The sequence below is a fragment of the Candidatus Nanopelagicales bacterium genome, assembly GCA_041393815.1.
Classification (GTDB): Bacteria; Actinomycetota; Actinomycetes; order S36-B12; family JAWKJK01; genus JAWKJK01.
Genome location: JAWKJK010000003.1, coordinates 424,189 through 438,821 on the forward strand (window position 1 = coordinate 424,189; position 14,633 = coordinate 438,821).

Genomic DNA, 14,633 nt, shown 5'->3' on the forward strand with positions numbered 1-14,633 from the left:
GTCACTCCCCCGCCACCGGGTCGAAGCGGTGGGACAGTGCCGCATCGGTCAGGGACGAGGTCGACGAGTACGTGACGAGTGGCTGCCCGCCGGTCGCGTCGTCCGAGGTCTTCGTGGCGACGCTGAAGTAGACGTCGGTGTAGATCTCCTGCTCGGACTGCGACTCCAGCCACGCGGAGACGTCGTTGTAGGACACCGACTCGCCCGCGTAGGTCAGGGTTCCGATGATTGGGGGTACCGGGTTGCCGTCGATCCCCAGACCTGCGGGGACGATCTCCGGTGTCGTGGTGGCCGTCATCGTGGTCAGACTGACGTTGGGGGGGATCGTGGCACTGAGGTCGGTCAGGATGAACGACCACCGGACATCGTCGCTCATGGCGAGGGCGAGCTCGGCCTGGGTGGTCTCCACAAGCTGGTAGGACTCGGGCACAGCGGCGTACTGGGCGGCCTCGGCGACAAGCTGGGCGTTGCGTGCCTGAGCAGAGTCGAGGTTGGCCTGGGAGTTGTTGATCTCCATACCGCTGTAGACCCAGAGCCCCCCGATGATGACGACGGCGCCGACCACGAACCCGCCGGCGATCAACCGGGCGCGACGGACGGCCTCGCGCTGGGCGATGCTCGGCGGCAGCAGGTTGACCCGGACCGCGGCCGGCATCGGCAGCTGCTGGGGCGTGGTGCTGACCGGGACCGGCTGGCCGTCAGGCGGGGTGTCGGGCGGACCGGGCTGCGAGGGCAGCGGCTGGGTCGGGTCGGGCGTGGTCACAGCGCACCCCACAGGGCCAGCCCGATGGGCACGGCGGCCGACGGTTCGACGATCTGCAGCTGCTCTGCGCTCAGGCCGGTGTTGCCCAGCTGGAGCCGCTGGAACACCGCGCCCGGGGTGACCGGCGCCCGGACGACCGCGGTGAGCTGCTGCAGCAGACCGGGCAGCAGGGATCCACCGCCGGTGAGGTAGACCCGGCTCAGCGGCTGGGAGCCGCTGGTGGCCAGGTAGTAGTCCAGGGACCCGCGGATCTCGTCGATGAGCGTGTTGGCCGGACCCAGCATGGTCTGCCGGGCGGTCTTGAGGTCCTCGTCGGTCTCGTCGATGCCGTTCATGCCGTTGATGCCGACCCGCCTCTTGGTGGCCTCGGCGTCGGCGACCGGCATGGCCAGGCGATCGACGAGGGCGTCCGTCACCATGTCGCCGCCCATCAGCACGATGCGGACGAAGCGGGGGATGCCGTTCTCGTGCACGACGATGTTGGTGACCCGTGCACCAATGTCGATCACGGCCTCGGGCCGGACGTTCATGCCCATCGGGCTGACGTCGCCGAGCGACCGCACGAGGGCGAACGGAACGAGGTCAACCACCTTGGGGACCAGGTTCGCGCGCATCGACGACTCGGCGCTGTGCACGACCATCTCTTCGGCAGCGGCGACGAGCAGCCCGCGCAGGAGACGGGACTGGTCGTCGCCGGTGATCTCGGCCAGGGTGACGAAGTCCAGCACGGCCTCGTGCACGGGCATCGGGACGAAGTCCTGCACCAGCATGGGCAGCGACTTCTTCAACTCCTTGTCCGGCATCCACAGCAGGTCGACCTGGCGGACGACGACCCGCTGGTTGGCGACACCGAGGATCACCTTCTTGCCGCCGAACCGGACGTGGGACCACAGCTGCTTGATGGCCTGGCCCACGGCCTCGACGTCGACGACCTCGCCGTCGCGGACGGCGCCGGGTGGGAGGGAGACCTGGCCATAGCGCTCCAGGCGTGGCGGGGTGGCGCCGAGGCTCACCTCGGCCGCGCGCACGCTGGTGGTCCCGATGTCGAGACCGATCGCGTGGTTGCGTGCCACCGACCCACCCCTCGCTCGCGCGGCCCTGTCCGAGCGCCCCCGCGGCGCCCCCGGCGAATCGTGCCAGACGGCCGCAGTGGTTCCTGCACAGCACCGTCACCGGCGCGTCAGCCGGCGAGGAGTCCTGTGTACCACATGACCACCTCTGGTCCCAATAGCAACGCGAACAACACGCCTAACAGCATGAACGGTCCGAACGGGATCGCGGTCTTCCGCCCGGAGCGATTCCGGCGGGCGAAGATCACACCGACGACCGCGCCGAACAGGAACGCGGCGAAGGTTCCGACGATCACCTCGCCCCAGCCGAGCCAGCCGAGGTACAGGCCCAGGACGCCCGCGAGCTTGACGTCACCGAAGCCCATCCCGGCCGGGTAGACGAACGCGATGAAGAAATAGAAGGCGAACAGGGCCGCCGCAGCCAGCCAGGCCCGGCCGTACGTCGACCACTGGTCGTCCAGGGCAGCGGGGAGCAGGAGAAGCAGCCCTGCGACCACGTACGACGGCAGGACGATGACGTCCGGCAGTCGGTGGTGGTCGACGTCGATCAGGGCGAGCGCGGTGCCCACGGCAGCCAGGTACAGCCAGGCGGGCAGCGTCCAGGTGATGCCCACCACGAGCGAGACCAAGACGAACAGCGCCCCGGTCCAGGCCTCGACGACGGGGTAGCGGGCCGAGATGCGGGCACCGCAATCGCGGCACCGGCCGCGCAGCACCAGCCACGACACGACGGGCACGTTGTCCCGAGCCCGGATCCGGTGGTGACAGCTCGGGCACGCCGACGGCGGCGAGACGACCGACTCGCCCCGCGGAACCCGCCACACGACGACGTTGAGGAAGGACCCGACTACCAGCCCCAGGACCGCGAGGCTGGCGGCCGCCACCGCGGTCGGCACTAGAAGCCAGACCGCATGCCGTTAGGGGACCAACTCGATCGTGGGCCCCCGCCCTCCGCGGGCGAGCCCGGGCGGGGCGTTCCACTTCTGGTCCCTCGCGCCGAACGGCTCCGGATTGGGATCGCAGGCCTCGGTCACGATGGTCGACCACTGATTCAGTGGAGCGGTGGTCGAACCCGGAGGCCCTAGCCCGAGGCAGCGCCCGTCGTTGGCCACGATCGTGTAGTCCACGAGCGCGTTGCCGGTGTCACGATTGACCGTCCACAGTTGGTTGGTACCGGTCGTGCAACCAGGTGTCGTGACGTAGCCGCCACCCGTTCGAGCCTGGAGGCAGACCTTCACGCCAGAGTTGTTGGTCGTGGTCAGGCGCCCCTGGGTGGCGTTGACCGGCTCGTAGGTCAGCAACTGGTTGAAGGCGATCGATGCGCCAGGGGTCGGGTCCTGCTTGCACGGGAACGCGATCATGAACGTCGAGTTGATGTTCTGGGACGTGATGTCGAAGCACCGCCCGAACTCGGCGTAGTTGACCACCTGCATGCGTACCAGGTCGGTGGCCGTCACCAGGAGGTCCGGGTTTCCGGCCGCTGCCGCCCCGACGTTGTCATCGGGCTTCCAGGTCCACTGCGACTGGTATCCCTGTCCACAGACGCTCCTGGTGCTGGCGACGAGGTAGGACCCTTCGCTGATGATGCCGCTGAGGTCGTAGCTCTGGAAGACCATGCACCAGTTGCCCTGGCCGGTGGGGGCTGAAGCCGATCCGGGGTACTCCCCCTGGAACTGAGCCACGTCGTTGTAGCTCCAGAGCTGGTCCGACCGCCCGCGCCAGGTGGATGTCGCCCCGGCAGGCGGGATGTCGCAGGGCTGGAGAGTGACGTACGAGGTGCTGCTCGTTCCAGGGTTGGTGGCGGTGAGGCACATCCCGCCCACGCCTTGGGACGTCTCGGTGTTGGACACGGAGATGCGGTAGTCGGGCCGGTAGGAGAACTTCTGGCGCTTCACGGCGGGATCGCTCTCATCCAGGCAGTCCTGCATCGTGACGCGCGTTCCGGCCACGGGTGGCCAGGTGGTGCCCACGTCGAAGCACAGGGCGCCCTCACCACCGGGGTAGTTCTGGATGAGGCCGCCCGGGATGTTGGACAGGTCACGCACCTGGAAGGTGAACGTTGTCGTGAGCTCCCGCCCGATCGTCCCGAGGTCGACGGTCCTCAGCGCGGAGGCTTGGAGAACCGCATACTCGGGGGTGGACAGCGGACCGAGGTTGTCCGCGCAGGGGATCTCGTCACCCGGGGCCGAGGGCGTCCCGTCGAAGTACGACACCTGGACCGTCATCGGTCCGTAGTCCGTCTGGACGAGGATCTCGCAGGGCAGGAAGCGCAGGTCACCCTCCTTGCTGCTGGCCTCTGCCACTGCCTGCTTGAACGTCGAGGTGGCGACGTCGAGTCCCCCCTCGGCCGCCTGCAGGGCCTCTGCGTTCTGACCGGTGAACACGCTCGTCCGAGCCTGTGCCAGGATCACGCCGAGCGCGATGATCGCCATCATCGACACCACAAGGATGACCATGAGCGCCACCGCGAGCGCAGCGCCTCCGTCACCCCTCAGGATCCGAGTTCGCATCCGTCTCGCCTCCCGGCACGTGCCCGAACTCCTATGGGGCGATCAGCTAGACCGTGCATGACTGCCCCACAGGCGTCAGTTGCTTGGTGTTGCGTGCCACGAAGGTGGTCATCAAGGTCACTCCGGCCCCACGCTCCTGGGACGTGATGCTGATCGGGACACGGGCCGATGTGAAGGGCACAGCAGCGGCTGTGGGCGTCGCTGTCGCCGCGGTGACGCGGCTGGCGATCGTTCCGTAGCTGGGTGCCGTGGTCCCGGCCTGCCAGGACCTGACCTGGAGGACCCGTTGAGCGGCGACGTAACGCCACTGGTAGCACGTGGGTGTGGCGACGCCGAGGGCAGCGGACGACGGTAGCCGGTACCAGAACTCCCAGTCGCTCCCAGCCGTCGCCAACGCACTCACCTGATCTGCGTAGCGCAGGGTGCGATCCAGCCTCTGGAACGCACGTTGCACCTCGGTGGTCGAATCCCCGATGTCCGCCGTGCGGTTCACCGCCAGGACCATCTGCCGGATCCCGACCGTGGCCACGGCCAGAACCACGCTGAAGATCCCCATGGCCACGACAAGCTCCACCAGCGTCATCCCGCGGTCGGCGGGACCACGCTGCAGGGATGCGTGCCATCGGGTCATCAGATCACCCGGACCGCGACCAGCGAGCTGGACGCCTGCCCCGTGCCGTCCCGCACGGTGTAGTAGACGTTGATCGTGCCGGTCCGCCGGCTCGTCGACGTGAACACGATGTTGTTGTTGGACACGTAGTAGCTGCATCGGGCGTCGTTAGACGACCCCGTCACCGTGACGACGACGTCCCCGCGGCCGGTCGGGAGGGTGTCGTTCGCCAGCACGTCGATCAGGTTGTCCCGCGAGTTGCGTACGACCGTGGCCGAGTCACTGCGCGCCTGCGGCGGGGCCGGCCGATTGACCCGCACCGTCACGGTGGCCGTGTTGGACGGCGTCCCCGCGCCGTCCACGACCTGGTAGGGGAACGTGACGGTGTACGACGAGACGTTCCCGACCGTCCAGGCACCCGGCGTGTAGGTCGCGGTGCTGGAACTGGTGCATCCGGCCGACCCGGACGTCGCTGGGCCGGCGAATGCGCAGGCGGTGAAGCGGCTCAACGCGATCTTTCGATTCAGCGACCCGAACACCGGCACCTTCAGCTTGAGGGGGTCGACCACATCGCGAACCCTCGGATGGTGGCGGAACCGGGCCCACAGCACCACGAGGACGATGAGTCCGAGCAGGAACAGCGGGAAGTAGGTCTTGAGGATGTCGGACATGGTCTGGAGCAGGCGCGTGGGCGCCGGCAGCTCGCCCCCGAGACTCGCGAACATCTCCCCGAAGATCGGGACGATGAACAGCAGCATGGCCACGACCGCCAGTACGGCGATGATGAAGATCACCGTGGGATAGGCCATGGCGGACTTGATCTTGCCGCGAAGCCTCACCTCCTTCTCGTAGTTGTCCGCGAGCTGGAGGAGCACCCCGTCGAGGAAGCCACCGACCTCGCCAGCCCGCACCATGTTGATCATCAGTGGCGGGAAGATCTTGGGATGCGCCGCGAGCGCGACGGACAGGGCGGTTCCGCCTTCGACGTCGTTGCGCACGTCGGCGAGGCGCTCGCGCAGCACCTTGTTCGACGTCTGGTCCGCGAGGATCGTGAGGGCCCGCAGCAGGGACAGGCCTGAGTTGATCATGGTGGACAACTGCCGGGACATGACCGCGAGGTCCTTGAGCTTCACACCGGACCCGATGTGAATGTTGATCTCGCGCTTCATCCCGGCGTTGGCCTGGGAGATGGTGACGGGGGCGTACCCCATCGAGCGGAGCTTCATTGCGACCGCGGCCTCGTTGTCGGCCTCGATCCGGCCCTTGACGATCTTCCCCTGCCGGTCCCGGACCTGGTAGTCGAACGTCGCAGTGGCAGCCATCGCCCTACCTCCTAGTGCCGGCCGGCGAGCCGGTTGAAGTCCTCGACGTGGTGGCAGCGTTCCAGGCCGGTCTCGTACGTGATCTTGCGGTCCCGGACGAGTTCAGCCAAGGACTGGTCCATGGTCTGCATGCCGAACTGGGCACCCGCCTGCATCGCGGAGTAGATCTGGTGGGTCTTGCCCTCGCGGATGAGGTTGCGGATGGCCGGGGTCGCCACCAGCACCTCGACCCCCGCGACCCGGCCCCGCCCGTCCGCGGTCCGGCACAGGGTCTGGCACACGATCCCTTGGAGTGAGGCCGCGAGCTGCATGCGCACCTGCTGCTGCTGGTGCGGCGGGAACACGTCGATGACGCGGTCGATCGATTGCGCCGCGTCCTGGGTGTGCAGGGTCGCGAAGACCAGGTGACCGGTCTCGGCGGCGGTCAGTGCGACCTGGATCGTCTCCAGGTCGCGCATCTCGCCCACCAGGATGATGTCAGGGTCCTGCCGCAGGACGTGCTTGAGCGCCTGCGCGAACGAGTGGGTGTCCTCCCCCACCTCGCGCTGGTTCACCAGGCAGTTCTTGTGCCGGTGCAGGAACTCGATCGGGTCCTCGACCGTCATGATGTGCTCTCGCCGGGACGAGTTGGCCAGGTCGACGAGCGAGGCCAGCGTCGTCGACTTGCCGGATCCCGTGGGCCCGGTGACGAGGACGAAACCCCTCGGCAGTTGCGCGAACCCGGCGATGACGGGTGGCATCCCCAGTTCGCGCAGCGTCTGGATGTCGAACGGGATGATCCGGAACGCGGCGCCGAGGGCGTCGCGCTGCTGGTAGATGTTCACCCGGAACCGGGCTCGCCCGGGCAGCGCGTAGGCGAAGTCGAGCTCCAGTTCGTCCTCGAACCGCTCCCGCTGCGTCTGCGTGATCGCGGCGTAGAGGACCCGCTGGATCATCGGCGGCGTCAGCTTGGGGAACTCGTCCAACGCGATCAGCTGACCGTTGACGCGCACCGTCGGGTGGGCGCCGGCGGTGAGGTGCAGGTCGGACGCCCCGGCGTCGATCATCCGCTCGAGGACCTGGGCCAGCGAGATGTCGCCCTGGCGGACCTGGTCCTCGGTCGTCGGCCGGACGTACGCATCGGCGCGAGCCTGCTCAGGGCTCAGCGTGAGGGGCGCCGGCGTGGCGAAGGCGCTCGCCCTCATGTCCGACACCGACGAGCCCGACCCCACCGGTGCCGGCGACCTGTCGCTCATGTCCCCTCCTTGGCGGGCCGGGTGGCCCCTCCCCCTGGGATCGTCATCGCTGGGCGGTCCTTGAGCGTCATACGACCACCCGCAGGATCTCCTCCAAGGAGGTTACTCCGCGTAGCACCTTGTCCATGCCGTCGAGGCGCAGCGACACCATCCCGTCCTGGATCGCGGCCTGCGTCACCTGGTTCGTCGACGCCCGCTCGACCGCGAGGCGCTCGATCTGCTCGCTGACCGGCATCACCTCGTGCAGGGCGGTACGCCCCCGGTAGCCGGTCCGGGCGCAGTGCGAGCATCCCACCGCCCGGTGCAGGGTCGGGAGCGGCTCACCCTCCCGCCACGGGAAACGGGCCTCGACCAGCGCCTGCGGCGTCGGCGTGTACGCCTCCTTGCAGCGCGAGCACAAGCGGCGGGCCAGCCGTTGGGCCAGTACGCAGTCCACCGCGGACCCGACCAGGAACGGCTCGATCCCCATCTCGATCAGCCGGGTGATCGCAGACGGCGCGTCGTTGGTGTGCAGAGTCGCCAGAACCAGGTGGCCGGTGAGCGCGGCCTCGACCGCGATCTGCGCGGTCTCGAAATCCCGGATCTCACCGATCAGCACGATGTCGGGATCCGACCGCAGGATCGAGCGCAGGGCCGCGGCGAACGTCAGGCCCGCCTTCACGTTGGTCTGCACCTGGTTGATGCCGGCCAGCCGGTACTCCACCGGGTCCTCGACCGTGATGATGTTGACCTCGGGCCGGTTGAGGATGTTCAGCGTCGCGTACAGCGTCGTCGACTTGCCGGACCCCGTCGGGCCGGTCACCAGGATCATCCCGTACGGCTTGGTGAAGGACTGCGAGAAGCGGTCGTAGTTGGAGTCGCTGAAGCCGAGGTCCGCCAGGTCCAGCCGGGCGGTCGAGGTGTCCAGGATTCGCATGACGACCTTCTCACCCCACACCGTCGGGAGTGTCGCCACCCGCAGGTCCACCTTCTTGCCATGCGCGCTCACCGACAGCCGCCCGTCCTGCGGGATGCGCCGCTCCGCGATGTCGATGTCAGCCATGATCTTGAGCCGGGAGATCACGCCGCCCTGGATCGCCTTGGGCGAGCGCATGACCTCGTGCAGCACACCGTCGATGCGGTAGCGCACCCGCAGGTCGGTCTCGGTTGGCTCGAGGTGAATGTCGGAGGCGAGGTCCTGGATGGCCTGGGTGATGAGCAGGTTGACGAACTTGACGATCGGCGCGTCCTCGACCACCTCCTTGAGGTGGGTGAGGTCCTCTTCCTCCTCCTGGATGTCCATCACCTTGGTGAGGTCACCCATCTCGGAGTCGACCCGATAGTTGCGGTCGATCGCGGCGAGGATGTCGCTGCGGGTCGAGACCACGGCGCGTACGTCCATCCCGGACATCGCGCGCAGGTCGTCGATCGCGAACACATTGGCCGGGTCGGCCATCGCGACGAGGAGCTTGCCCTCCTCGAACCCGATCGGGATCGCGGTGTGCCGCCGGGCCACCGAGCCGGGGATCTTCGTCAGCGCGGCACCGTCGATGGTCGCCTCGGTCAGGTCGACGAAGCGCATCCCGATCTGGGCGGCGAGCGCCGAGACGAGCTGGGACTCGGTCAGGATGCCGCGCTCGACCAGGACCTTGCCGAGGCTGCGCCCCATCGACTGCTGCTCGGCGAGGGCGTCGTCGAGTTGCTCCCGGCTGACCAGGCCCTGCTGGAGGAGGACGTCACCGAGTTGCATCGCTGCTCCGCCCGGTCAGCCGGTCCCACAGCCGGCGCCACCAGCCGCGCGGCGCGGGGACGGGTACGGGAGCTCGCTCGGCGGTCTCCGCCACGGCGGCGCCGCCGTACGACGCAGCGGCTGTCGCCGTGACCGGCCGGTCCAGCACGGCGGTGGCCATCGCGCCGAGCGCCAGCCGGCCGGCGACCTCGCGCATCCGGTCCACCCTCGGGTCGTCGGCTCCGAGCAGCACCTCGCTGCCGTCGGCGAAGCCCAGCCCGGCGACCGGCTGCGGCGGAGGCACGGGGCGGACCGCCTCGGCGGCACGGGCGGCGAGAGGGGTCGCGACCGTCTGGGTCACGGGTGCGCGCGTAGAGCGCCCGGCACGCCACCCCCGGGGGGCGGCGTGACGGCCACGGGTCCGGCGTCGGGCCACGTCTCCCCTCCCTAGGCGTGAGCCGCCTCGGCCTCGAGCTCCTCCAGCGCGGCGTAGAGCAGTGCCAGCAGGACCTCCTTGACCGAGTCCTTCGCGGTCGCATCGCACGGCACAACCGGGATCTCCGGTCCCAGGGACAGCGCGTTGCGGACCCTGTGGTCGAGCGCTTGGTCGTGCCGGAAGGCGCGGTTGAGCGCCACGACGAAAGGTACCCGCGCGAAGCCGCGGAAGGTGTCCAGGATCCGGGCCGCGTCGACCAACGTGTCGGGGTCCTCGACGTCGATCAGCAGGACATAGCCGAGCATCCCCTCGCCGAGGATCTCCCACATGAAGTCGAAGCGCTCCTGCCCGGGCGTGCCGAACAGGTAGAGCACCAGGTCCGGGTCGATCGAGATCCGGCCGAAGTCCATCGCGACCGTGGTCTGCGGCTTGCGGTCCTTGTCGTCGTCGCTGATGGACCGGTCGGTGGACAGCACGGTGATCTCGGAGATGGTGCGGATCAGGGTCGTCTTGCCGGCGGCGAAGGGGCCGGTCACCACGATCTTGACGGCGTGTCCCCCGTGGCGGCGTCGGGCGGCCATGGCTACAGACCCCGGACGCCGGCGATGAGCCGCAGCAGCATGCTGCGGTTCACGCTCGGGTCCCGCTCGATGATGTGCTGGGCCTTCGGGGCCGCGGCGGTGGCGGCGACCGGCTGGGTCAAGGTGGCGACGGAGGACTGCCGCAGGTCGGCGTCGCGGCCGTCGCCCTGGGCCGCGGTCGAGGCGCGGCCGCCGTACGACGGCCCGTCGACCAGCGCGGCCGGGCTGTCGGGGACGCGGGGGTAGTCGCCGGACGGCTCGGCGTGGCCGGCGGGCTGTCCGATGCCGATGACCGATTGCCCCAGCGACCCGGCCAGGTCGGGACGGATTTGGACCGGCTGCTGCGCGGCGGAGGCGGAGGCGGACGGTGCCGGCGCCCCGCCCTCACACGGCGCCAGCAGGGCCAGCCTGCGCTGGACCACGCCGAGCGGGTCGGGGGTGTCCTCGTCGCGCACGGCCAGCAGGCCGCGACGGACCAGGTCGGCCGCGACGGACATCACCGCGAACTGGCCCATTCCGCTGAGCTCGACGATCTCGTACACCGGACGCCGGCCGTCGACCATGGCCAGCACGGCCCACTCGTCGTGGCTGAGCAGTGGCTCGCCGTCGGGGCGGACGGGGATGCTGAGGACGGCGCTGCTGGACGGAACGACCTCGAGTACCTCGGCCCAGGCCTCCTCGCGCTCGCGGGCCTGCTGGACGATCTCCTCGACCCGCAACTGGATCCCGACGTCGTCGGGGTCGCGCTCGTCGAGGACGAACTCGAAGTCGCCCTCGTCCCACTGCAGCAGCTCGAAGACCCCGTCCACGACCTGGGCGCGGGCGGCCTCGCGGACCTGCTCCTCGTCGACCCGGCCGGAGTCCAGCAGCGCGCGGGTCAGTCCGACCTCGTCGCCCTGGGCCCGCTCGACCGCGTCGCGCAGGGTGTCGTCGTCCACCAGTCCGGCTCCGACGAGCCGGCGGACCAGGGACTGGCGGTGCTCGTCGGGGGTGGCGGAGGTGACCGAGCCGTCGGCGAACCGGACCACGCCGCAGCGGTCGGGGCGGGCGGCCGTGGGCTTGCGCACGCGCAGCGCACCGGACTTCGACGTCATCTGCAGCAGCGAGAAGACATCGGGAAGCCCGAACGCGGAGAGCGAGCCCTCGAGGTTCACGGTTCGTCCGTCCTGGTCTGCCTGGGTCCAGTGTGCTCGTGGTCGGTGTGGCTAGTCCTGCGGAAGTCCGGACAGGTCGTCGGGCGCCCGGGTGGCGGCGGCGTCCAGGAGTTGCTCGTACAGCGGCGGGGCCATCACCGGCTCGGGCTCGACGCGCAGGACGTCGGCGACCCGGGAGGCGGCGTGCTTGATCTCGAAGAGCATGAGGCCGGCCTTGGCGCCGCGGGCGGCCACGGCCACCACGACGGCCTCGTCGTCGGCGGACACGAGGAACACGGTGCCCTCATCCCCCTCGATCCAGACCTGGGCGAGGTCACCCCGGCCGAGGCCCTCGGCGGCCCGCTCGCCGAGGCTGAGCAGGGCGGCCGACATGGCCGCGACCCGGTCCTCGTTCATGCTCGGCGGGAGGGCGGAGGCCATCGGCAGGCCGTCGAACGACACGACCGCGGCCGCCTCGAGCTCGGGCGCCTGGGAGAGCAGGTCGGACAGGACCCGCTGAAGCCTCGTGGCACGCCCGTGCATGCCACTCAGGGGGTCGGTCATGACTGCCACCTCCGGTCGTGCCCGGGAGCCTGGGTACTCCTGGGGTCAGCATCGGCCGACCGGCCCGGGGTCTTGAGCCATGTGGGTGAACTTCTGCCCGGCGCGCCGCTGTCCGATTGGCCCACCCCGTACGCGGCGCCCGGGCGCCGCTGCCCGCAGAAGTGAGCCGAGTGGTCGTATCCCGGCCCTCGGGAGCCCGGGTAGCAACCGTTCGGCTCACAAACGCCCGGCCCCGTCACCGAGCCGAGTGGAGCGGGCGGCGAGATCAGGCCGGGAGGGCGGCGCGCATGGCGGCCACCGGAGGTTCCTGGCCGGTCATCAGCCGGACCTGGTCGACCGCCTGCCACAGCAGCAGGTCGTACCCGCTGGCGACCCGGCCCTTTGCGGCCGCCCAGGCCGCGGCCAGCCCGGTGGGCCAGGGGCTGTACGCGACGTCCAGTAGCACCCCGTCCCCGGCCGGCAGTCCGTCGCCGGACACCAGGTCGTCGGCGGCGCCGCCCGGGACCGTCGACACCACCAGGGCCCCGCGGGCCGAGGCGGCGGCGAGCGCCTCCTCCGCCTCCGGCCACGGGCGGACCGCCAGACCGACCTCCAGTCGATCGGCCACGGCGACGAGGTCCTCCCCCGCCGACGGCCGCCGCAGGAAGGCCGTTACCGACGGCGCACCCAGCCGCGCGAGCGCCGACAGCGCTGAGCGCGCCGTCGCGCCACCGCCGAGCAGTACCGCAGGACCGACCGGCTCCAGCACCCCGGCCTCCCGGATCGCCGAGACCATTCCCGGGACGTCGGTGTTGTAGCCGTAGCGCCCCCCGTCGGCGCCGAACACGACGGTGTTCGCGGCGCCCACCTCCGCGGCCACGTCGGACACGACGTCCAGTAGCGGCAGCACCGCTGTCTTGAGCGGCATCGTCAGCGACAGCCCGGCCCACTCCGGCCCGCAGGACAATACGAACTCCGCCAGCGACGACTCCCGTACCTCGACCGCGTCGTACGTCCAGTCCAGCCCCAGCGCCGCGTACGCCGCCCGGTGCAGCGCCGGGGACAGGCTGTGCGCGATCGGCGACCCCAGCACCGCCGCCCGGCGGGAACCAGCCGTCACGAGCCGCTCGGCGACGGCCGGGTGCGCAGGTAGTCGCGCAACTCCTGCTTGAACTTCAGGAACTCGTCGTACGACGCGGTGAACTTCGTCTCCCCGGTGTCGGGGTTGACCGTGACGAAGTACAGCCAGTCGCCGCGCGCCGGCGACAGCGCCGCCTCCATCGCGGCCTCGCCCGGGGAGTTGATCGGCCCCGGCGGCAGGCCCTCGTTGGCGTAGGTGTTGTACGGCGAGTCCACGGCGAGCTGCTCGGCGGACAGCTGGATCTCGCGGGTGCCCAGCGCGTAGTTCACCGTCGAGTCCAGCTGCAGCGGCATGCCCTCCTCGAGCCGGTTGTAGATCACGCGCGCGACGCTGGGGAAGTCCGACGGGATCCCCTCGGCCTCGACCAGGCTGGCGACGATGAGCACCTCGTACGGCGTGTAGCCGATCTTCTTCGCCCGGGCCTCGAAGTCGGTGTCGGCCATCGCGACGTCGAAGCGGTCCACGGTCAGCTTGAGGATGTCGGTGGCGTCCATCTCCGGGGAGATGTCGTAGGTGGCCGGGAACAGGAAGCCCTCCGGCTTGCCGTCCGCCCAGTCCGGCAGGTCCAGGTCGCCGGGCTTGCGCAGGGCGTCCTCGAAGTCCGCCTCGGGGATGCCGGACGTCTTCGACGAGATGGCCACGGTCTCACTCATCCGCAGACCCTCGGGCAGCACCAGCCGGTCGCCGGCGCGCGAGCGCGGGTCGAGCATCCAGGCCACCGCAGCGTCGGCGCTCATCTGCTGGCGCATGTCGTACGTACCGGGCCCGATGCTGACGGCGTCCTCGTTGGCCTCAGCCGCACGGACGAAAGCGTCGGCGGTCTGCACCACGCCGGCAGCCTGCAGGGTCTCCCCCATCTGGCGCAGCGTCGCGCCGTCCTCGATGGTGACGGTCACCGTCCCGGTGCCCTCGCCGACGTAGTCGTCGGTGAAGGTCAGCGCCCGCACGGTGGCGAACAGCCAGACACCGCCGACCACGACCCCGAGGACGAACACGAACAGGAAGATCCGCCGCATCCAGCTGTTCTTGTTGCGCGAGGGCGGCAGGTCCTGCTCGTCCCGGAGGAACTGGGTGACCTGGCTCATGTCTCCTCGTCGGGGTCGGGGTCGGTGTCGGGGCCGGCATCGGGGTCGACCACGGTCCCGGGCGGCTCCCCCGTGGCCCGCTCGGTGTCCAGCGCCTGCTGCACGATGATGACAGCCGCGGCCTGGTCCACAACCCCTCGGCCGCGCCGGGAGTCCCGGCCCGCCTCGCGCAGGCCCCGGGTGGCCTCGACCGTGGACAGCCGCTCGTCGACGAGCCGGACGGGTACGTCGAGCCGGCCCGCCAGCGTGAGCGCGTACGCCCGCGCCGCCGCCGCGGCCGGTCCCTCCTGCCCGCTCAGCCCGACCGGCAGGCCGACCAGGACCTCGAGCGCCTCGTACTCGGCGACCAGCGACTGCAGGGCGTCGACGTCCCCGGCGCCACGGCGCAGGGTCTCCACCGGCACCGCGAGCGTTCCCTGCGGATCGCTGCGGGCCACGCCGACGCGGACCGAGCCGACGTCGACGCCGATGCGGACGCCGGTGCGCACGTCTGTCG

The 14,633-nt window shown here is 70.1% G+C and carries 15 protein-coding genes; all 15 read right to left on the minus strand.

The genetic code is table 11. The features are described from left to right. Position 1: 1 nt before the first annotated feature. Positions 2-763 (minus strand): PilN domain-containing protein, encoded by a 762-nt coding sequence (locus tag R2737_11610; GenBank protein MEZ5116903.1) that lies wholly within the window; start codon positions 761-763, stop codon positions 2-4. After that, positions 760-1,836 carry a type IV pilus assembly protein PilM gene (pilM, locus tag R2737_11615; GenBank protein ID MEZ5116904.1) on the minus strand — a complete coding sequence of 359 codons (1,077 nt, stop codon included), beginning with the start codon at positions 1,834-1,836 and terminating at the stop codon, positions 760-762. Before pilM ends, R2737_11610 begins: the two co-directional genes overlap by 4 nt. A 107-nt stretch (positions 1,837-1,943) precedes the next feature. Beyond that, positions 1,944-2,729: a prepilin peptidase gene (locus tag R2737_11620; GenBank protein ID MEZ5116905.1), complete on the minus strand. Its 786-nt coding sequence runs from the start codon at positions 2,727-2,729 to the stop codon at positions 1,944-1,946. A 21-nt stretch (positions 2,730-2,750) separates the two neighbouring features. Beyond that, positions 2,751-4,343: a hypothetical protein gene (locus R2737_11625; GenBank protein MEZ5116906.1), complete on the minus strand. Its 1,593-nt coding sequence runs from the start codon at positions 4,341-4,343 to the stop codon at positions 2,751-2,753. Between the two features lie 46 nt (positions 4,344-4,389). Next, the gene (locus R2737_11630) at positions 4,390-4,926 is read right to left on the minus strand and encodes a hypothetical protein (protein ID MEZ5116907.1); all 537 of its coding nucleotides are present in this window, start codon (positions 4,924-4,926) and stop codon (positions 4,390-4,392) included. A gap of 47 nt (positions 4,927-4,973) precedes the next feature. Next, entirely contained in the window at positions 4,974-6,275 is a 1,302-nt protein-coding gene (locus R2737_11635; GenBank protein ID MEZ5116908.1) for a type II secretion system F family protein, read from the minus strand. Between the two features lie 11 nt (positions 6,276-6,286). Further along, positions 6,287-7,510, minus strand: a complete 1,224-nt coding sequence (locus tag R2737_11640) for a type IV pilus twitching motility protein PilT (protein MEZ5116909.1) — start codon at positions 7,508-7,510, stop codon at positions 6,287-6,289. Between the two features lie 67 nt (positions 7,511-7,577). Continuing rightward, positions 7,578-9,239 (minus strand): ATPase, T2SS/T4P/T4SS family, encoded by a 1,662-nt coding sequence (locus R2737_11645; GenBank protein MEZ5116910.1) that lies wholly within the window; start codon positions 9,237-9,239, stop codon positions 7,578-7,580. Further along, on the minus strand, positions 9,226-9,579 hold the full coding sequence (locus tag R2737_11650) for a hypothetical protein (protein MEZ5116911.1): 354 nt from the start codon (positions 9,577-9,579) through the stop codon (positions 9,226-9,228). The genes R2737_11645 and R2737_11650 overlap by 14 nt, the downstream gene beginning before the upstream one ends. A gap of 86 nt (positions 9,580-9,665) precedes the next feature. Continuing rightward, the gene (locus R2737_11655; GenBank protein ID MEZ5116912.1) at positions 9,666-10,235 is read right to left on the minus strand and encodes an ATP/GTP-binding protein; all 570 of its coding nucleotides are present in this window, start codon (positions 10,233-10,235) and stop codon (positions 9,666-9,668) included. A gap of 2 nt (positions 10,236-10,237) precedes the next feature. Further along, positions 10,238-11,389: a DUF4388 domain-containing protein gene (locus R2737_11660; protein ID MEZ5116913.1), complete on the minus strand. Its 1,152-nt coding sequence runs from the start codon at positions 11,387-11,389 to the stop codon at positions 10,238-10,240. Positions 11,390-11,440: 51 nt separating this feature from the next. Next, positions 11,441-11,932, minus strand: a complete 492-nt coding sequence (locus R2737_11665; GenBank protein MEZ5116914.1) for a roadblock/LC7 domain-containing protein — start codon at positions 11,930-11,932, stop codon at positions 11,441-11,443. Positions 11,933-12,197: 265 nt separating this feature from the next. Next, positions 12,198-13,031 carry a shikimate dehydrogenase gene (locus R2737_11670; GenBank protein ID MEZ5116915.1) on the minus strand — a complete coding sequence of 278 codons (834 nt, stop codon included), beginning with the start codon at positions 13,029-13,031 and terminating at the stop codon, positions 12,198-12,200. Further along, positions 13,028-14,137 (minus strand): endolytic transglycosylase MltG, encoded by a 1,110-nt coding sequence (gene mltG / locus R2737_11675; GenBank protein ID MEZ5116916.1) that lies wholly within the window; start codon positions 14,135-14,137, stop codon positions 13,028-13,030. The genes R2737_11670 and mltG overlap by 4 nt, the downstream gene beginning before the upstream one ends. Then, a complete protein-coding gene (gene ruvX, locus R2737_11680; GenBank protein ID MEZ5116917.1) occupies positions 14,134-14,625 on the minus strand; it encodes a Holliday junction resolvase RuvX in 492 nt (163 codons plus the stop codon). Before ruvX ends, mltG begins: the two co-directional genes overlap by 4 nt. Between the last annotated feature and the right edge of the window lie 8 nt (positions 14,626-14,633).